This window comes from Streptomyces sp. NPDC087845 (assembly GCF_044742755.1).
Classification (GTDB): Bacteria; Actinomycetota; Actinomycetes; order Streptomycetales; family Streptomycetaceae; genus Streptomyces.
In genome coordinates this window covers 498,637-517,858 of the sequence record NZ_JBIUVC010000002.1, presented here as the reverse complement: position 1 = coordinate 517,858, position 19,222 = coordinate 498,637, and the positions used below count along the sequence as shown (strand labels likewise).

Sequence of the window (19,222 nt, the reverse complement as noted above, 5' to 3'; positions counted from 1 at the left end):
TCCCGGCCGCCTCAGATCGGCGCTTCCCACACCACCGTCGTGCCGCCCCCGTCATCCCCGATGCCGGGCCCGAACCAGCTCGCACCGCCGAGCGATTCCGCTCGGCGCGCCAGGTTCCGCAGCCCGCTGCGCCGGCCGCCCACCGGGATGCCCACCCCGTCGTCGGCGACCGACAGCCTCACCGCGTCCCTCCCGTCGGGCAGCGCGACGGTCGCGTCGACGACCACGTCGATCGCCGAGGCATCGGCATGCCGGAAGGCGTTGGAGAGTGCTTCCCGCAGCGCCGCGATCAGATTCTTTCCGGTCAGTTCACCGACCAGCGAGTCGACCGGGCCGAGGAAGCGGTGCGAGGGCTTGAAGCCCAGCGGGACCGCCGCCATGTTGATCTCGCGCAGCACGCGGGTGCGCAGCCCGGACGGCGCCTCGGCCGGCTCCTGCTGGAGCGCGAAGATCGCGGTGCGGATCTCCTGGATGGTCACGTCCAGTTCGTCGACCGCCCGGCCGACACCTGTCTGCACCTCGGGCACGACCGACCGGCGCTGGGCGCTCTCCAGCATCATTCCGGTGGCGAACAGCCGCTGGATGACCAGGTCGTGCAGATCACGGGCGATCCGGTCACGGTCCTCGTACACCGCGAGCCGCTCCCGGTCCCGCTGTGCCTCGGCCATCATCAGCGCGAGTGCGGCCTGTGAGGCGAACTGGGTGGCAAGGGTCCGTTCCGTCTCCGTGAACGGCCGGTCGCCCCGGGCGCGGGGGGTGGCGAGCGCGCCCAGCACCCGTCCGCCGCTGTGCAGGGGCAGCAGCATGCTGGGGCCGAAGTGGTGGGCCAGCTTGGTGACCATGCGGGGATCGGTGGCCGAGTCGTCGATGAAGACCGCCTCGCCGCTCAGCAGCTTCGCCGCCACCGGGCTCTCCGGCCCGATGATCACCCCCAGCGGCACACAGGAGTCGTCCGCGGAGACGGCGACGATCTCCAAGCCGCCCTCCTCGGCCGGCAGCAGCACGATCCCGGCGGCGGACGCGGCGAGATGGCGGGCCTGCTCGGCGACGACAGCGAGCGCGTCATCGGCGTCACCGCCGGAGAGCAGGGCGGTGGTCACCGCCACCGATCCGTCGATCCACCGCTCGCGCTGGCGTGCCGCCTCGTACAGCCGGGCGTTGCCGATGGCGATCCCGGCCTCCGTGGCGAGCACCCGCAGCATGTGCAGGTCGTAGTCGTTGAACTCGCCGCCGTCGTCCTTCTCCGCCAGATAGAGATTTCCGAAGATCTCCCCCTGGACGCGGATCGGGACACCGAGGAAGGTGTGCATCGGGGGATGGCCGGGCGGGAATCCGGCGAATCTGGGATCGGCCGTCAGATCGGCGAGCCTCACCGGGGCAGGGTCGTGGATCAGTGCGCCGAGCAGTCCCCGGTGGCCGTCGGGGCGGCGGCCGATCTCGTGCGCCACCTCGTCCGGCACTCCGTAGGTGACGAAATCGGAGAGCCCCTCGCCCTCCTCGTCGACGACGCCGATGGCGGCGTAGCGGGAGTGGGCGAGTTCGGCTGCCGTCTCGCAGATCCGGTCGAGGGTGGAGTGCAGTTCGAGGCCCGTGCCGACGGAGCGCATGGCTTCCAGCAGTTGTGGTACGCGGGCGGTGAGTTCGGTGGACAGGCCCTGCAGGCTGCGGGTCGCCCGGGTCGCGGCTTCGAGTGAGTCCTTGGGGTCCTGCTCTGGCATACCCCGAGACTAGTTAGTCCCTATAGGGGAGGAAAGTCGGCTATCGTGCCGCCTCGCTCACACCCGTACGCCGACGGCTGCCCCGGGAACCCCTTCGGCCTCCCGCTCACACCCGCACGCCCGCCGCCTCCTCAAGCACCCCTTCGGTCTCCCGCTCGCGTTCCAGCATCCGGCGCAGCGGGCCGTCCTCTGCGGCGAGACCGGCGTACGAGCCCCGCTGCACGACCCGGCCGGCGTCCAGCACCATCACCTCGTCGACGGCTTCGAGCCCTTGCAGGCGGTGGGTGATCAGCACCGTCGTGCGCCCTCGGGTGGCGGCCAGAAGGTCCGCGGTCAGGGCGTCCGCGGTCGCCAGGTCGAGGTGCTCCGCGGGCTCGTCCAGGACGAGTACGGGGAAGTCGGCGAGGATCGCCCTGGCCAGTGCGAGGCGCTGGCGCTGGCCGCCGGAGAGGCGTGCGCCGTGTTCGCCGACCAGGGTGTCGAGCCCCTCGGGCAGCGCCTCGGCCCAGTCGAGCAGCCGTGCCCGGCCGAGAGCGGCCCGCAGTTCCTCGTCCGTCGCGCCGGTACGGGCCAGCCGCAGGTTCTCACGGATGGAACTGTCGAAGATGTGGGCATCCTGGGCGCACAGCCCGACGAACCGCCGGACCGCGTCCCCCTCCAGGGCGGAGGCTTCGACACCACCGATCCGGTACGTCCCCTCCCGTGCTTCCAGGAAGCGGAGCAGGACCTGCGCGAGAGTCGTCTTTCCGGAGCCGGAGGGCCCGACCACGGCGATCCGCCGACCGGCTGTCAGGCGGAGGTCGACGGAGTCCAGGGCGTCCCGTTCCGCTCCCGCGTACCGGGCGGACAGCCCCTGTACCTCCAGTGGGAAGGGCGACCCGGGCGTCTCGGCCGGGCTGTCCGGTTCGCACACGGGCAGCGGGGCGTCCAGCACCTCGTACACCCGCTCCGCACTGCGCCTGACCCGCTGCCGGTACTGCACGGCGAGCGGCAGACCGGTCACGGCCTCGAAGGCGGCCAGCGGCGTGAGCACCACCACCGCGAGCTCCACACCCGCGAGCCGCCCGTCGCGGACGGCGGGGAGGGCGACGAGTGCGGTGACGACGACGGTGAGGCCGCCGATCAGGGCGATGAGGCCGCCGCCGAGCGCCGTGGCGGTCGCCGCGCGGGCGGCGATGCGGGTCAGTACGCCGTCGGCCTCCCGGGTCCGCGCCGTGCGGGCGGGCAGCGCCCCCGCGACGGTCAGTTCGGCGGTCCCGCCGAGCAGATCGGTGATCCGGGTGGCGAGATCGGCACGTGCGGGGGCCAGCCGGCGTTCCGCGTGGCGGGAGCAGGCGCCGCTGATCAGCGGCACTCCCGCTCCGGCCAGCAGCAGTCCGGCGGCCAGCACGACGCCCGCCGCCGGCAGCAGCCAGCCGACGAATCCGGCGGTCGCCGCTCCCACGACAACGGCGGTACCGGCAGGCAGCAGCCAGCGCAGCCAGTAGTCCTGGAGGGCGTCGACATCGGCGACCAGCCGGGAGAGCAGGTCTCCGCGCCGGGTCCGGCGCAGCCCGGCCGGCGCGATGCGCTCCAGCCCCCGGTAGACCGCGACGCGCAGCTCGGCGAGCATCTTGAGTACCGCGTCGTGCGACACCAGGCGCTCGGCGTAGCGGAAGACGGCCCGTCCGAGGCCGAAGGCGCGGGTCGCGGTCACGGCAACCATCAGATAGAGCACCGGAGGCTGCTCGGAGGCGCGGGAGATCAGCCAGCCGGAGACGGCCATGAGGCCGACGGCCGAGCCCAGGGCGAGACTTCCCAGCAGCAGCGCGAGTGCCAGCTGTCCGCGCTGCGCCCCCGCGGCCTCCCTGACCCGGGCGAGGACCCGCCCGGAACGGGCCGCGGTGTCCCGCAGCACCTCGCGCTCCGGCGCCGCTTCGTTTCCGCCGGCGGGAGCGCCCGTCGGCCGCGGCACCGCGACGGACGTCTCGGGCCTCTGCGGCCGGAGTGCCGCTCCCGGTTCCAGTCGCACGACCCGGTCGGCCACCGGGAGCAGCGCCGGGCGGTGCACGACCAGCAGCACGGTCCGCCCGGCCGCGAGCCTGCGTACCGCCTCGACGATCCCCGCTTCCGTCTCGCCGTCCAGGCTCGCGGTCGGCTCGTCGAGCAGCAGCACCGGACGGTCGGCGAGGAAGGCGCGTGCGAGTGCGAGCCGCTGGCGCTGACCGGCGGAGAGGCCCGCACCGTCCTCGCCGAGGAGCGTCCGCACGCCGTCCGGCAGTTCCGCCACGAAGTCGTGGGCCCCCGCGTCCCGCAGCGCCGCCGCCACCGCGCCGTCGTCCGCGTCCGGCCTGGCCAGCCGTACGTTCTCCTCGATCGTGCCCGCGAAGAGATACGGGCGCTGCGGCACCCAGGCGATCCGTTCCCTCCAGCGCTCCGGCGCCAGGGTCGCCAGATCGACGCCGCCGACCCGCACCCGCCCCTCGTCGGGTGCCGTGAAGCCCAGCACCACATCGAGAAGAGTGGACTTCCCGACGCCGCTCGGGCCGACCAGGGCAACGGTCTCTCCCTCGTCCACCACCAGCGAGGCCGCGTCCAGCGAAGGCTCACTGCGGCCCTCGTGCCGTACGGTCACGCCCTCCAGCTCCAGTCGCAGCGACTCCGGGACGTCCGCCGTGCCGCCCCGCCGGGGCTCGGTCTCCAGGACCGAGAAGATCTCCTCCGCGGCCGAGAGTCCCTCGGCGGCCGCGTGGTACTGCGCTCCGACCTGGCGGAGCGGCAGATAAGCCTCCGGGGCCAGGATCAGCACCACCAGGCCGGTGTAGAGGTCGAGTTCGCCGTGCACGAGCCTCATGCCGATGGTGACGGCGACGAGGGCCACCGACAGGGTCGCCAGCAGCTCCAGGGCGAAGGACGACAGGAACGCGATCCGCAGGGTCCGCAGCGTGGCCCGCCGGTACTGCGAGGTGATGGTGCGGATGGATTCGGCCTGCGCCTTGGCACGGCCGAAGACCTTCAGCGTCGGCAGTCCGGCGACCACGTCGAGGAAGTGCCCGGAGAGCCGGGACAGCAGCCGCCACTGGCGGTCCATCCGCGACTGGGTGGCCCAGCCGATCAGGATCATGAAGAGCGGGATGAGCGGCAGCGTGACCACGATGATCGCCGCCGAGACCCAGTCCTCGGTGACGATCCTGGCCAGGACGGCCACCGGCACGACCACCGCGAGTCCGAGCTGCGGCAGGTAGCGCGCGAAGTAGTCGTCGAGCGCGTCGACACCCCGGGTGGCGAGCGTCACCAGGGAGCCCGTGTGCCGGCCGCCCAGCCCGCCGGGCCCGAGCTCCGCCGCCCGCTCCAGCAGTCGGCCGCGGAGTTCGGACTTGACCGCCGCGCTGGCCCGGTACGCGGCCAGTTCGGTCAGCCAGGAGACCAGCGCCCGGCCGAGCGCCACCGCCGCGAGCAGGATCAGCGGGGTCCGCAGCCCGGAGGCGGTCGACCCGTTCTCGAACCCGCCCACCACCACTTCGGCGATGAGCATGGCCTGGGCGATGACCAGCGCCGCGCCGACGACTCCGAGCGCCACCACGGCCGCCAGGAAGAGGCGGGTGGCGCGGGCGTAGCGGAGCAGGCGCGGGTCGATCGGTTTCACGTGAAACAGCCCCTGATGAACTCGGTCGGTGGGCCGGGGCCCGTCCGGCGGATCAGTGCCGGACGGGCCCGGATGGGTTCAGTGCGCTTCGGCGATGTGCTGCGTGCCGATGCGCTTGCGGAACACCCAGTACGTCCAGCCCTGGTAGAGCAGGACGACGGGGGTGGCGATGCCCGCACACCAGGTCATGATCTTCAGCGTGTACGGGGTGGACGAGGCGTTGGTGACCGTGAGGCTCCAGGCGTCGTTCAGCGAGGACGGCATGACGTTCGGGAAGAGCGCCAGGAAGAGCATGGCGACCGCGGCCGCGATGGTCACGCCGGAGAGCGCGAACGACCAGCCCTCGCGTCCTGCCGCGATCGCACCGATCGCACCGACCAGCGCCACCGCGGCGATGATCATCGCCAGCAGGCTCCAGCCGTCGCCGTTGTCGATCTGGGTCCAGATCAGGAAGCCGAGCGCGAGTACGGCGGTGACCGGCCCCAGCTTCAGCGCCAGCCTGCGCGCCCGCTCCCGGATGTCGCCGACGGTCTTGAGCCCCGCGAACACGGCACCGTGGAAGGTGAAGAGGGTGAGCGTGACCAGTCCGCCGAGGATGGCGTACGGGTTGAGCAGGTCCCAGAAGTTGCCCACGTACTCCATGTCGGCGTCGATCTTGACCCCGCGCACGATGTTCCCGAAGGCCACGCCCCAGAGCAGCGCCGGGATCAGCGAGGTCCAGAAGATCGCGTGCTCCCAGTTGGTCTGCCACTTCTCCTCGGGCCGCTTCGAGCGGTACTCGAAGGCGACACCCCGCACGATCAGGCAGATCAGAATGATCAGCAGCGGCAGGTAGAAGCCGGAGAACAGGGTGGCGTACCACTCGGGGAAGGCGGCGAAGGTCGCGCCGCCCGCGCTGAGCAGCCATACCTCGTTCCCGTCCCAGACGGGCCCGATCGTATTGATCAGAACCCGCCGCTCCTTGCGGTCACGGGCCAGCAGCTTGGTGAGGACACCGATTCCGAAGTCGAATCCCTCCAGGAAGAAGTAGCCGGTCCAGAGGACGGCGATGAGCACGAACCAGACGTCGTGGAGTTCCATCTCTCAGCTCCTCTGCTCTCAGTAGGAGAAGGCCATCGGCCGGTCGGCGTCTTCGTGATCGTCGCCGCCGATCCTGGTGGGCGGGTTGAGGTCGGCCTCCGTGAGCTCCGGCGGTCCGGCCTTGATGTACTTCACGAGCAGCTTGACCTCGATCACCGCCAGCACGGCGTAGAGCAGGGTGAAGCCGATCATCGAGGTGAGGACCTCGCCCTGGGAGACGCCGGGGGAGACCGCGTCGCGGGTCTGGAGCACGCCGTAGACGACCCAGGGCTGGCGGCCCATCTCGGTGAAGATCCAGCCCCAGGAGTTGGCGATCAGCGGGAAGAGCAGCGTCCAGAGCGCGACGATCCAGTAGCACTTGGCGAGCTTCGGGCTGAGGGCCTTGTTCTTGAAGAGGACCAGATGGGGAACTTCGTCCTCACCGGTCCGCATCGCCGGCGGCAGCATGAACTTCCGCCGCGTCAGCCACAGTCCGAGGATGCCGAGAGCGAAGGACGCCATCCCGAAGCCGATCATCCAGCGGAAGCTCCAGAAGGCGACCGGGATGTTGGGCCGGTAGTCGCCGGGGCCGAACTTCTCCTGCTCGGCCTTGTTGATGTCGTTGATGCCGGGGACGTACGAGGTGAAGCTGTCGTCCGCGAGGAAGGACAGCACCCCCGGGACGGAGATCTCCACGGTGTTGTGGCCCTTGGCCACGTCACCGACCGCGAAGATCGAGAAGGGCGCCGAGTCCTGCCCCTCCCAGAGCGCCTCGGCGGCGGCCATCTTCATCGGCTGCTGCTTGAACATGACCTTGCCGAGCTGGTCGCCGCTGACGGCGGTGAGGAGTCCGGCGACCACCACGGTGACCAGTCCGAGCCGCAGCGAGGTCCGCATCACCGGGATGTGCTTCTTGCGCGCCAGATGGAAGGCCGCGATGCCGACCATGAACGCGCCTCCGACCAGGAAGGCGGCAGTGATCGTGTGGAAGAACTGGGCGAGCGCGGTGTTCTGGGTGAGCACGTGCCAGAAGTCGGTGAGCTCGGCCCGGCCGCGTTCCTTGTTGATCCGGTAGCCGACCGGGTGCTGCATCCAGGAGTTGGCCGCCAGGATGAAGTACGCGGACAGGATGGTCCCGATGGAGACCATCCAGATGCAGGCGAGATGGATCTTCTTCGGCAGCTTGTCCCAGCCGAAGATCCACAGCCCGATGAACGTGGACTCGAAGAAGAAGGCGATCAGAGCCTCGAACGCGAGCGGGGCGCCGAAGATGTCGCCGACGAACCGCGAGTAGTCGGACCAGTTCATACCGAACTGGAACTCCTGGACGATGCCGGTGACGACGCCCATGGCGATGTTGATCAGGAAGAGCTTGCCCCAGAATTTCGTGGCTCTGAGGTACTTCTCGTTGTTCGTCCGCACCCAGGCGGTCTGCAGGCCGGCGGTGAGCGCGGCAAGAGAGATCGTCAGGGGGACGAACAAGAAGTGGTAGACGGTGGTGATACCGAACTGCCATCGCGCCAGGGTTTCCGGCGCCAGAGCTAGCTCCACGTCGTCTTCTCCTTACGTCGCCGTAGTCGCACCGGCAGTTTGCCCGTTAAATCCGACTAATCAGGGGAGGAAACAGGACACGCTTGTGAACGCGTTCACATTCACAAGCAATTATGACGTACGGACTTTCGGGACGTTCGGGCGGGGTACCCCTCTTGGGATGTTCCGATCAATCCCCCCGAAGCAGACACCCCGGAACACTCCCGTCCGGACGCCTTCCCCCACGAACGCGAAGGGCCCCGCACCTCGCCGAACGAGGTACGGGGCCCTGGGCCCTCCGGTGCGCGCAGGCGTCCTACAGCTCCTTGCGGAAGGACTCCGCCGCCTTCAGGAAGAGGTCGTTCGCCTCGTCCTCCCCGATCGAGACCCGCACACCCTCGCCCGCGAACGGCCTGACCATCACTCCGGCCCGCTCGCACACCGCGGCGAAGTCGGCGGTACGGTCCCCGAGCCGCAGCCAGACGAAGTTCGCCTGGGACTCCGGAACGGTCCACCCCTGGCCCGCCAGCGCCCGCTGCACCCGGTTGCGCTCGCACACCAAGGAGCCCACCCGCCCCAGGAGTTCATCCTCTGCGCGCAACGAGGCGACCGCCGCGTCCTGCGCGAGCTGGCTGACCCCGAAGGGCACCGCCGTCTTGCGCAGCGCGGCCGCCACCGGCTCGTGGGCCACGGCGAAACCGACCCGCAGACCGGCCAGGCCGTACGCCTTGGAGAACGTCCGCAGCACCGCCACATTGGGCCGGTCCCGGTAGATCTCGATGCCGTCCGGAACCTCGGCGTCGCGGATGAACTCCCGGTACGCCTCGTCGAGCACCACCAGGACATCGCCCGGCACCCGATCCAGGAACCGTTCCAGCTCGGCCCGGCGCACCACGGTGCCGGTCGGGTTGTTCGGGTTGCAGACGAAGATCATCCGGGTGCGGTCCGTGATCGCGTCCGCCATCGCGTCGAGGTCGTGCACATCGCCGTCGGTCAACGGGATCTTCACCGAGGTCGCACCGCTGACCTGCGTGATGATCGGGTAGGCCTCGAAGGAGCGCCAGGCGTAGATGACCTCGTCACCCGGGCCCGAGGTGGCCTGGAGCAGCTGCTGCGCCACTCCGACCGAGCCGGTTCCGGTGGCGAGGTGCGAGACGGGCACACCGAAACGGTCGGCCAGCTCGTTCATCAGACCGGTGCAGGCCATGTCCGGGTAGCGGTTGAAGTTCGCGGCCGCCGCGAGGGCGGTCTCCATCACCCCGGGCAGCGGCGGATAGGGGTTCTCGTTGGAGGACAGCTTGAACGCGACCGGTCCACCGGCAGCAGCCGGCTTGCCCGGCACATAGGCGGGGACGCCGTCCAGCTCGGCGCGCAGCTTGGGGCTCGTCTCGCTCACCGCAGGTCCTCCTCGACCGTCTGTACACATCAATACTGCTCACCTTATGAGGATTGGGCGCTGCTGCGAATGGCCGAAGCGCCCCGACATCCCGGTACGGCCGGGACCGGAGCCGCTTCCTCGTCCGGTACGACCGGGAATGGGGGAGCGCTTCCCACCCCGACGCGCGCCGGTGGCTCACTCCGTGGCGCGCGTCCCTCGAAGAGGTGAGATGAGACCTCTTCGAGACATCGACCATTTAGTAGGCCCATCGGGTCCGATACATGACACACTACGGTCAACCCCGCCAACGCCCTTCGTTCTCAAGGCATTTGGCATTTAATGATCATGCAGAAACGTGCCTGTCAACGAGCGAATATGCGACCAGGCCAACCTCCCGTCCGAGCCCTACTATCGGCTCGCCATGACAGCAGCAGGGAAGCACCAGGTGAGCCGGACGGAGACACCCCGGCGCGGCGGCCGGCAAGGACGAGCGGGAATCCGGGATGTGGCCGCCGCCGCCGGGGTCTCCATCACGACCGTCTCCGACGCGCTCAACGGCAAGGGCAGGCTCCCGGAAGCCACCCGCCGCCATGTCCGCGAGGTCGCAGAGCGCCTGGGCTACCGCCCTTCCGCCGCGGCCCGAACCCTCCGTACCGGCAAGTCCGGCCTCATCGGCCTGACGGTGACGACCTACGGGGACGAACCCTTCACCTTCACCGAGTTCGCCTATTTCGCCGAGATGGCCAGAGCGGCCACCTCCGCCGCGCTCGCCCGCGGCTACGCCCTCGTCATCCTGCCCGCCACCTCACGCCACGACGTCTGGTCGAACGTCGCTCTCGACGGCACCGTCGTGATCGACCCCTCCGACCAGGACCCGGTCGTCACGGAACTCGTACGCCAGGGGCTGCCCGTCGTCTCGGACGGGCGGCCGGCCGGAACCCTCCCGGTCACCGCCTGGGTCGACAACGACCACCGGGCGGCCGTGCTCGACCTCCTCGACCATCTCGCCGCCGCCGGAGCCCGCCGCATCGGCCTGCTCACCGGCACCACGACCGACACCTACACCCGCCTGTCCACCACCGCATACCTGCATTGGTGCGAGCGCGTGGGCCAGGACCCCGTGTACGAGTCCTACCCCGCCCACGACCCGTGCGCGGGCGCGGTCGCCGCAGACCGGCTGCTCGCCCGCCCGGACCGGCCCGACGCCGTCTACGGGCTCTTCGACCCCAACGGCACCGACCTCCTGGCAGCCGCCCGCCGGTACGGTCTGCGCGTCCCCGAGGACCTGCTGCTGGTCTGCTGCAGCGAGTCCACCGTGTACGCGACGACCGAGCCCCCCATCACGACCCTCTCGCTCAAGCCGCGCAGAATCGGCACGGCGGTCGTCCAGCTCCTGATCGACGCCATCGAAGGCGTGGATCACGACGGACCGGTGGAGCAGGTCATACCGACGGAGCTCATCGTCCGGACGTCCTCGCAACGCCGTCCGCCCCGCACCACGGTCAGCCCGCCCCGCTCCCCCGCCGGGGATTGATCAGGCGATTTCGGACCAAACAACCGGTGAACCCGACGTGCGCCCGGATTCACCACCCCTGGTGCGTCACACAGCACGATCCGCATTCCTATGATGGGCGCACGACACCGCGGACCGCCCCGACCAGCTGGGCCCGTCAGGTGTACGGCGGCGCGACGGTGGTGGAGGGGTCGATGACACAGGGGGCCGGTCAGGAACCCGTGGTGCGGACTGCGACGTTGCGTGACTTCCGCGTACCGCCCTATGCGCAGACCCCGGTGCCGCCTCCACCGCCGCACCCGGGCAATGCCGTTCCGGGGGACGAGCCGCCGGAGGGGTACACCCCCACCGCGCGCGACCTTCCGGTGATCAACCGCGGTGACACCGTCCAGGTGCGGGCCGTCCCCGACCCGCGGCCCATCCCGGAGCCGGGGCTCGGACCGCTGTACGTCGTCGGCGACGTCCACGGCTATCTGGACGAGCTCCACGCCGCCCTCGCCGAGCAGGGCCTCATCGACGCCGAGGGCAACTGGTCCGCGGGCAATGCCCGGCTCTGGTTCCTGGGCGACTTCACCGACCGGGGCCCGGACGGCATCGGCGTCATCGACCTGGTGATGCGCCTGTCCGCCGAGGCCGCGGCCGCCGGGGGCTACTGCAAGGCCCTGATGGGCAATCACGAACTGCTGCTCATCGGCGCCAAACGGTTCAGCGACACCCCGGTGAACTCCGGTGCGGGCACCGCCACCTTCCAGGCCGCCTGGCTTCTCAACGGCGGCCAGAAGAACGACATGGAACGGCTCCAGGACGTCCACCTCCAGTGGATGTCCCGGCTCGACGCGATCGTCGAGGAGGACGGGCATCTGCTGATGCACTCCGACACGACGGCGTACCTCGACTACGGCAACACCATCGAGGACGTCAACGACACCGTGCACGCCATTCTCACGCGCAACGACGCCGATGAGTGCTGGGACCTCTTCCGGAAGCTCACCAAGCGGTTCGCCTTCCGCGACGAGGCGGGGCCGCAGGCCGTCCGGGAGCTGATGTCGGCCTACGGCGGACAGCGCATCGTCCATGGTCACAGCCCTATTCCGTACCTCCTCGGCGAGGTCGGATCGGAGGACGGGGAGGACAGTTCCGGACCCGTGGTCGAAGGTCCGCACGTCTACGCGGACGGACTCGCCATCGCCATGGACGGCGGAGTGACCATGGCCGGAAAGCTACTGGTCGTCCAACTGCCCCTGCATTGACTGACGTCCATCCGGGAAGACGCTCCACGACCTGACCACGCCGACCACCGGGCCTATTTACGGAAACCCCCTGTCACGTCGTGCCGTGGGCGCTCTACCATCGGCGTGTCAGTAGCAGGCTCTCCTCCGTTTCCGCCCAACTGCCCGGTCCTCACGGGCACTCAGGCCCGACGGAGCATCGGGGGATGCACATGAACAGCGCTCCGCACCTGCTGGCCGAGGACCGCCCCGAGTACGAGCGGATCCTCGACGACGCACTGCGCCATGCTCATGAACGACCAGATCTGGCCGCGGTCGGCGAGCGGCTCAACGCCGTGCAGCTGCGCACCATGGCGCTGGACGCCACGGCAATGATCACCGCGACGGCCGCCACGGAGTACGAGCACTACGTGCAGGCCCGCGAAGAGCTGCGCGGACCGGCCGAAGAGGCGGACGAGGACACGGGTCCCGGGTACGGCGCGATCCGTCAGAACCAGTCGGGCGCCGGCATAGGAGCCGTCGTCACGGTCCTGGCGCCGGTGCTCGCCGGCACCGCCGCGTTCATATTCCTGCTGGCTGGCTATCTGCTGAAACTACTCAGCCCGCCGCCGTCCTTCGCCTCCACCATGGTCGCCGCAGGCTGGTTCTTCGCGGCGGTCATGGCTGCTGCCATGCTGGCCGCCGCCGTCGGGCTGCTCGTCACCGCGCTGCGCAACGGATCGGCGCCGCCGCCCGCCGAGGATCTCGGGAACGAGCTGCCGGAGGATGTGGCGCGCGCCAGGGAGGCGTGGCGCCACGCCCTGCTGGAGCGCGGAATCCTTCCGTTCCTCAGGGATGCGCTCGCCGACCCGGACGCCGGACCCGCGGCACGCACACCGCATCGCTCGGCGAACCGCATCCCGAAGATCGGCTACAGCCGGCCGGACTTCACCAGCCCCGACGAAGGCCCGGCGGCGGGCCCCCGCCCGACATTCACCAGCCCGGACTTCACCAGCCCCGACTTCGGCGGCCCGGAGCACGAAACGGACTGACCGGCCCCGGCCTCCCAGGAGAACCGTACGGCCCGGCCGGTCCCCGCGCCCTTCACCGCGTACCGGCCACGTGCCAAGACCGCCGCGGGTCAGAGGTCCCAGGCCTTCGGGCGCGCCAGTGCCTCCCATTCGGGACGGAGCAGGGAGAGCACCGCGATGTCATGGCGGCGTCCCCGGTGCAGACACGCTGATCGCTGTATCCCCTCCCGCACGAACCCCGACCTGGCGAGGACGGCGAGCGCGGCCGCGTTGTCCGTGTGGGTGACCGCCTGGAGGCGGTACATGGGCAACTCGCCGAACGCCAGATCCGTCAGGGCATCGAGCGCGTCCGTGCCGTATCCGTGACCGCGGTGCCGCGGGGCCAGCATCAGTTCGACGTCGGCCGTTCCGTCGGCAACGTCCTGTGCGGTCAGGGCCAGGTGGCCGGCAGGTGTGCCGTCGGCCAGCACGACGATGAAGTCGTCACGGTCCTGGTCGTCGTGATTGCGCTCGATGCGCTCCCGCAGCGACGCGAGCGAACGCGGCCAGATACCCATCGCATGGGCGGTTGCCGGGTCGGACCGCCACTCCTGCAGCAACTCGGCGTCATCGACTTCGACAGGAACGAACGCGATGTTCCGCCCCCTCCAGCACGGCTGCCGGTCTGCCTCGGTCGTCTCCGCCGCGATATCGCCCATGCGCGGATCCTACGAACACACGATCGCCCTGATCACCTGCTTTTCCCCCGCCCCCGTTCACCGGCTCTCCGGCACCGCCCCTCCCCATCCCTGCCGTGCGCCCGCGGGAGGGCAGCGGCCGGGTGGCGAAGACCTGCCGCACGCCTTCACCACCCGGCCCCATCGAACGGGATCAGTCCGCGATCGGCAGATAGACCCGGTTGCCGGCCGCCGCGAACTCCTTGGACTTCTCCGCCATGCCCGCCTCGATCTCCTCCGGCGAACCGCCGTGCTCACGGCGGATGTCCTGGGAAATCTTCATCGAGCAGTTGACCTCACACGAACAGCAACCCGCAGTCGTAGCTTTCGAAGCGCGCCCGCGGGAACCTCCGTGCCGGCGGGGTGCCGTAGCGCGGGGCAATCGTCAGGTCTCGCCCCATGCGACATGGCCTCAACTCCCTTAGACGCAAAGGTTCGATGCGCAGGAGGGACCTGGAAGGATCAAGTGAACACCAGTGTCGAGCAAAAGATCCGCGATGGGAAATGGTTGATCCTCGGGACCCCGGTCGAGATGTCAGGAGAATCGTCCGGCTTAGAGATCTTGGCTGAATTGGATGCCACCCCGGAGGAGGCGATGAGCACCTTCCTGGCGGTGGTGAAAAAGGGGGAGCTGCAAAAGGAGCCGCCCGGCGGCGTCCAGGCGGAGCCGGCCGACCACGGGCTCGGCCGCTCGCGCGGCGGTCTGACCACCAGGCTGCACCTGGCCGTCGAACAGGGGCAAAAGCCCATGTCCCTCGTGATCACGGCCGGGCAGCGGGGTGACTCCCCGCAGTTCGAGGCGGTGCTCAGCCGCATCCGGGTGCCTCGCCCGGGGGCGGGCCGACCCCGCCACGCAGTCGGAGCCCGCAAAAAGGGTCACTCCTCACCTGTGTTGTACGGGTGATCTTTCCCGATGGTGTGGTCGTCGTTCGTATTCCTCGTCGCCGTGAGTCCGTACCACCTGGCAGCGCCAGGGAAGAGGTCTCCTGCGGCGCAATGCCCACGAGACCGGGAAGCCCGTTCACGCTTCCTGGCGGTCCACCGAGCCCAGCCACTGCGTCAGAGCCTTGCGCACCTCGTCCGGGTCGGGGTCCTCGGCCGCCCACGCGGCATAGCCGTCGGGCCGGACCAGGAGGGTCGGGCGCAGGCTGGTCGCCGGGGAGGCTGTCACCACTCGCCCCGTCCACGGCGTGGCAACCGCAGCAACATCGCGGCCTACCAGCACGAACTTGCCCTCCCGCAGTGCCTCATAGAGCCGGGCCGGTTTTCCTGCCAGGCGGAGGTCCGGTACCCGGCGTCCGACGAGCGGATGAGAGCCGCGGGGTGCCCGGTAGGTGATCCCGATGCCGGAAATGCCGCGTGCTGCGCGCGCCTCCACCACGACCAACTGGTGCACGGCGGTCGTCAGTGCGGCCCGCAACGCGCGGATCAGAGGTGACCCGGTGGTGACGGCCGTGAGGAGTACGTGACTGACGCGCAGGACCATGCGCCCCACCGGGTGACGTTCCGCGTGGTAGCTGTCCAGCAGTGCGTCACCAGCCCAGCCGTGCAGGACGGCTGCCAGTTTCCAGCCGAGGTTGGCGGCGTCCTGGATCCCGGTGTTCATGCCCATACCGCCGGCGGGCGAGTGGATGTGTGCGGCATCGCCCGCGAGGAACACTCGTCCCTGCCGGTAGTGGGGTACCTGCCGCTCGTCGCTGCGGAAGCGGGAAAGCCACCGCGGGTCGTGCATCCCGAGGTCGTTGCCGATCGTACGCTTGGTGATGTCCCGGACGTCCTCCAAGGTGATCGGCGCATCGTCAGGCACCTGTTCGTGCCGGTCCCAGGCGACGATCCGGTACCAGCCGTCCCCGAACGGCGCGAAGAACGTGAAACCTTCTTCATTCGAGCTGAACTTGAAGACGTCGTCAGGGGCGCGGTTGAGCAGTACATCAGTCAACATCACGGAGCGGATGGCCGACTTGCCGGGGAACGGCATACCCAGGCTCTGCCGGACGGTGCTGTGCGCCCCGTCCGTACCGACGACGTAACGGGCCCAAAGCGTGGCCGTGGTGCCGTCCGGATGGCACACGTCCACGTCAACGCCGTCCGGGTCCTGCCGTAGCCCGGTGACCCGAGCCCCACGGAGGATGGTGGCTCCCGCTTCCTCGGTCCGGCGCAGCAGGGCCCGCTCGACCTGCCACTGAGGAATGGTGAGGATGAAAGGGAAGCGCGTTCGCAGCCTGGAGAAGTCGATACTGAGACAGCCGAACGGATGCAGCGCCCGGGTTGGTGTGCCGATACGGAGGAGTCCGTCGGCCAGGCCTCGGGCGTCGAGCTGCTCCAGGGTTCGCGCATGGAGGCTGAAGGCGCGGCTCAGATTGGATTCGTGGTCGCGTCGCTCCAACAGTGTGACATTGGCCCCGGACTTGGCGAGGTCACCCGCGAGCAGGAGGCCGGTCGGACCGGCCCCGACCACCAGAACGTCGGCGGCCGGTGCCCCGTGTGAGTTCGAAGAGACACTCGGTGACATGTCCGTCGTGTTCACATTTCCGAGTGTCAGCCCTGCTCGGGGGCGCCGCAAGGCGAGATCCGGATCGTCGGTGCAGCCGCGGGCGGGCCGCCAGTGAGTGCTGCCATCGCCTCCGCCACCTAGGGTGTGTGCCGAAGGTGGATCACGAGACCTGGTACTACGGATGGTTCACGTGGCTCGGTCGTGCGGTCGGGCGCCTGCCGCGAGAAGCATGGCAATCGTTTCGGGATAGGGCCCGGTCGTCGCCCAGTCAAGCGGGGAACGGCCCATGCCGTGATCTTCGCGGAGATCGGGATCGGCGCCGTGGGCGAGGAGTGTAATCCTCCGGGTCGAACCTCGGCGGACGGCCGCCGCAGGAGCCGAGTTTCTTTCGGTTGCGGGCCTGGTCGGCCTTGTCCGGGATGGCGCAGCATATGCCGCGTTTGCGCAGGTAGGCGCGGTTCTTGCGAGAGGCATATGCCCTGTCGGCGCGCACCCGCCGCGGCCTGGTGCGCGGTCGGCCCGGCCTCAACCGGGGGACCCTGACGCGGCCTGGGACGGCCTCGAACTGCGGTGAGTCCCCGCGCTGCCCGGCGGTGACCACGATGGACATGGGCTTCTGCCCCTGCTCGACGGCCAGGTGCAGCTTGGCGGTCAGACCGCCGCACGAGCGCCCGAGGCCGTGATCGTCGGGCTCGGTGGCGAGGCCGCCGGGCGGCTCCCTTCGCGCTTCGGCGGGTTCTGTAACGCGGACCACTGCACTGATCGATGACTGATCGGCCGTGATCAGTTGATCTACCCGAATGGGTGACCTGCGAAGTACGGGCCTAGTGGCCGACACCGCCTCCGCCGAACTGCCTGACACCGTCGGCTGACGTTGGGAGACCTCCCCATCGGGTTGGCCAGAAGCAGGTTCGGCACCGCACCTGCCCACGCCGTGCTTACCCGTCTGCGGGCACCCGCGTGGGAACTTCCCGCCCTGCTGTCCCTCGACACGCGAGCCGGAGGACAGCGGGAAGGAGGCTGATCACTCCGCAATCGGCAGGTACAACCGGTTGCCCTGAGCGGCGAACTCGGCGGACTTCGCCAGCATCCCGGCCGTGACATCATCCTCGCTGTTCACAGGCGCCTCACCGCCGAACTGCTCTGTGATGCTTCTACTAATCTTCATCGAACAGAATTTCGGGCCGCACATCGAGCAGAAGTGCGCCGTCTTCGCCGGTTCGGCGGGCAGCGTCTCGTCGTGGAACTCCCGTGCCGTGACCGGGTCGAGAGCCAGATTGAACTGGTCCTCCCAGCGGAATTCGAAACGGGCGTCGGAGAGCGCGTCGTCCCAGTCCTGCGCCCCCGGGTGCCCCTTGGCGAGGTCCGCCGCATGCGCCGCGATCTTGTACGTGATGACGCCGGTCTTCACATCGTCGCGGTTGGGCAGGCCGAGGTGCTCCTTGGGCGTGACGTAGCAGAGCATCGCCGTGCCCCACCAGGCGATCATCGCCGCGCCGATGCCCGAGGTGATGTGGTCGTACGCCGGCGCGACATCGGTGGTCAGCGGGCCGAGCGTGTAGAACGGCGCCTCCTCGCAGATCTCCTGCTGGAGGTCGATGTTCTCCTTGATCTTGTGCATCGGGACATGGCCCGGCCCCTCGATCATGGTCTGGACGCCGAACCGCTTGGCGATCGTGTTCAGTTCGCCGAGCGTGCGCAGTTCGGCGAACTGCGCCTCGTCGTTGGCGTCGGCGATCGAGCCGGGGCGCAGACCGTCGCCCAGCGAGTACGTCACGTCGTAGCCGGCGAGGATCTCGCAGAGCTCCTCGAAGTGCTCGTACAGGAACGACTCCTTGTGGTGCGCCAGGCACCACGCGGCCATGATCGAGCCGCCGCGGGAGACGATGCCGGTCTTGCGTCGAGCGGTCAGCGGGACGTACGGCAGGCGCACGCCGGCGTGGACCGTCATGTAGTCGACGCCCTGCTCGGCCTGCTCGATGACGGTGTCCTTGTAGATCTCCCAGGTCAGCTCCTCGGCCCGGCCGTCGACCTTTTCGAGGGCCTGGTAGAGGGGAACGGTGCCGATCGGCACGGGGGAGTTGCGCAGAACCCACTCACGGGTGGTGTGAATGTTGCGTCCGGTGGAAAGGTCCATGACCGTGTCGGCGCCCCACCGCGTCGCCCACGTCATCTTCTCCACCTCCTCCTCGATGGAGGACGTCACCGCGGAGTTGCCGATGTTGGCATTGACCTTCACCAGGAACCGCTTCCCGATGATCATCGGTTCGATCTCGGGGTGGTTGACGTTGGCCGGCAGCACGGCCCGGCCGGCGGCGATCTCCTCGCGCACCACCTCGGGCTCGACGCTCTCCCGGATCGCCACGTACTCCATCTCCGGGGTGATCTCGCCCCGGCGGGCGTACGCGAGCTGGGTCACCGGCTGCCCGTCCCGGCTGCGGCGGGGCAGCCGCGGCCGGCCGGGGAAGACGGCGTCGAGGTTGCGCAGCCCGCCACGCGGCGAGGTGTGCTTGAGCCCGTCGTCCTCGGGGCGGGCGGGGCGGCCCGGGTACTCCTCGGTGTCGCCGCGCGCGATGATCCAGTTCTCCCGCAGCGGTGCGAGTCCGCGACGGACATCGGTCTCCGTGGTGGGATCGGTGTACGGCCCCGACGTGTCGTACAGCGTCACGTCCTTGCCGTTGGTGAGGTGCACCTGACGGACCGGCACCCGGAGGTCCGGGCGTGAACCCTGGACGTATCCCTTGTGCCAGCCGATGGACTTCCCGGCCTCGTCGCTCTGGTTCGAGGCAGGCGTGCGTGCGTCCGATGTGGTCATGAGACCTACTCCCTACGCCGGCATTACCCGGTAACAGGTTCGGCGGTCGGCGCAGCCTGTCCCGTACAGGCGTACGGATATCAGCGCCCTCTCAGCCCGGTGCTCCGAGCTCCCGCGTGTGCAAAGGTTCCTCCA

Annotated in this window: 12 protein-coding genes, 3 pseudogenes and 1 riboswitch; of the genes and pseudogenes, 4 read left to right on the top strand and 11 right to left on the bottom strand. The window is 69.5% G+C overall.

All coding sequences use genetic code 11. From position 1 onward, the window contains the following. Nucleotides 1-11 precede the first annotated feature (11 nt). From ACIOMQ_RS07955 to hisC, 5 genes are all read right to left on the bottom strand, one after another. Nucleotides 12-1,718: a GAF domain-containing sensor histidine kinase gene (locus ACIOMQ_RS07955; protein WP_401939427.1), complete on the bottom strand. Its 1,707-nt coding sequence runs from the start codon at nucleotides 1,716-1,718 to the stop codon at nucleotides 12-14. 106 nt (nucleotides 1,719-1,824) lie between these two features. Beyond that, nucleotides 1,825-5,343 (bottom strand): thiol reductant ABC exporter subunit CydD, encoded by a 3,519-nt coding sequence (cydD, locus tag ACIOMQ_RS07950; protein WP_402188232.1) that lies wholly within the window; start codon nucleotides 5,341-5,343, stop codon nucleotides 1,825-1,827. Between the two features lie 78 nt (nucleotides 5,344-5,421). Continuing rightward, nucleotides 5,422-6,423: a cytochrome d ubiquinol oxidase subunit II gene (gene cydB / locus ACIOMQ_RS07945; RefSeq protein ID WP_362201678.1), complete on the bottom strand. Its 1,002-nt coding sequence runs from the start codon at nucleotides 6,421-6,423 to the stop codon at nucleotides 5,422-5,424. Nucleotides 6,424-6,441: 18 nt separating this feature from the next. Next, the gene (locus ACIOMQ_RS07940; protein ID WP_362201681.1) at nucleotides 6,442-7,953 is read right to left on the bottom strand and encodes a cytochrome ubiquinol oxidase subunit I; all 1,512 of its coding nucleotides are present in this window, start codon (nucleotides 7,951-7,953) and stop codon (nucleotides 6,442-6,444) included. Nucleotides 7,954-8,248: 295 nt separating this feature from the next. Then, nucleotides 8,249-9,328: a histidinol-phosphate transaminase gene (gene hisC, locus ACIOMQ_RS07935; RefSeq protein WP_402188230.1), complete on the bottom strand. Its 1,080-nt coding sequence runs from the start codon at nucleotides 9,326-9,328 to the stop codon at nucleotides 8,249-8,251. A 403-nt stretch (nucleotides 9,329-9,731) separates the two neighbouring features. Between hisC and ACIOMQ_RS07930 the strand changes: the two genes are divergently transcribed. The 3 genes from ACIOMQ_RS07930 to ACIOMQ_RS07920 all read left to right on the top strand — a co-directional run bounded on the left by ACIOMQ_RS07930 (nucleotide 9,732) and on the right by ACIOMQ_RS07920 (nucleotide 13,083). After that, entirely contained in the window at nucleotides 9,732-10,844 is a 1,113-nt protein-coding gene (locus ACIOMQ_RS07930) for a LacI family DNA-binding transcriptional regulator (protein WP_362201687.1), read from the top strand. Between the two features lie 173 nt (nucleotides 10,845-11,017). Next, nucleotides 11,018-12,073, top strand: a complete 1,056-nt coding sequence (locus tag ACIOMQ_RS07925) for a metallophosphoesterase (RefSeq protein ID WP_401261949.1) — start codon at nucleotides 11,018-11,020, stop codon at nucleotides 12,071-12,073. Nucleotides 12,074-12,258: 185 nt separating this feature from the next. Next, nucleotides 12,259-13,083: a hypothetical protein gene (locus ACIOMQ_RS07920; protein WP_362201693.1), complete on the top strand. Its 825-nt coding sequence runs from the start codon at nucleotides 12,259-12,261 to the stop codon at nucleotides 13,081-13,083. 89 nt (nucleotides 13,084-13,172) lie between these two features. On the opposite strand, the gene ACIOMQ_RS07915 is transcribed toward ACIOMQ_RS07920, so the two are convergent. Together ACIOMQ_RS07915 and ACIOMQ_RS07910 are read right to left on the bottom strand one after the other, a co-directional pair. Further along, complete coding sequence (locus tag ACIOMQ_RS07915) at nucleotides 13,173-13,760, bottom strand: GNAT family N-acetyltransferase (protein WP_401261951.1); 588 nt, start codon at nucleotides 13,758-13,760, stop codon at nucleotides 13,173-13,175. 172 nt (nucleotides 13,761-13,932) lie between these two features. Further along, nucleotides 13,933-14,112 (bottom strand): annotated as a pseudogene (locus ACIOMQ_RS07910) (phosphomethylpyrimidine synthase ThiC); the annotation flags it as partial. A gap of 339 nt (nucleotides 14,113-14,451) precedes the next feature. On the opposite strand from ACIOMQ_RS07910, the pseudogene ACIOMQ_RS07905 reads away from it, so the two are divergent. Then, a pseudogene (locus ACIOMQ_RS07905) lies at nucleotides 14,452-14,628 on the top strand (IS5/IS1182 family transposase); the annotation flags it as partial. A 171-nt stretch (nucleotides 14,629-14,799) separates the two neighbouring features. Here the strand turns inward: ACIOMQ_RS07905 and ACIOMQ_RS07900 are convergent. The 4 genes and pseudogenes from ACIOMQ_RS07900 to thiC all read right to left on the bottom strand — a co-directional run bounded on the left by ACIOMQ_RS07900 (nucleotide 14,800) and on the right by thiC (nucleotide 19,087). Then, nucleotides 14,800-16,305, bottom strand: coding sequence for an FAD-dependent oxidoreductase (locus ACIOMQ_RS07900; protein WP_401261954.1), 1,506 nt, complete (start codon nucleotides 16,303-16,305; stop codon nucleotides 14,800-14,802). A gap of 153 nt (nucleotides 16,306-16,458) precedes the next feature. Beyond that, a pseudogene (locus ACIOMQ_RS07895) lies at nucleotides 16,459-16,605 on the bottom strand (ankyrin repeat domain-containing protein); the annotation flags it as partial. After that, entirely contained in the window at nucleotides 16,541-17,026 is a 486-nt protein-coding gene (locus tag ACIOMQ_RS07890) for a transposase (RefSeq protein WP_402188228.1), read from the bottom strand. The gene ACIOMQ_RS07890 and the pseudogene ACIOMQ_RS07895, both read right to left, overlap by 65 nt. 270 nt (nucleotides 17,027-17,296) lie before the next feature. After that, entirely contained in the window at nucleotides 17,297-19,087 is a 1,791-nt protein-coding gene (gene thiC, locus ACIOMQ_RS07885) for a phosphomethylpyrimidine synthase ThiC (protein ID WP_401755022.1), read from the bottom strand. Next, nucleotides 19,080-19,213, bottom strand: a riboswitch (TPP riboswitch). It overlaps the preceding gene by 8 nt. Between the last annotated feature and the right edge of the window lie 9 nt (nucleotides 19,214-19,222).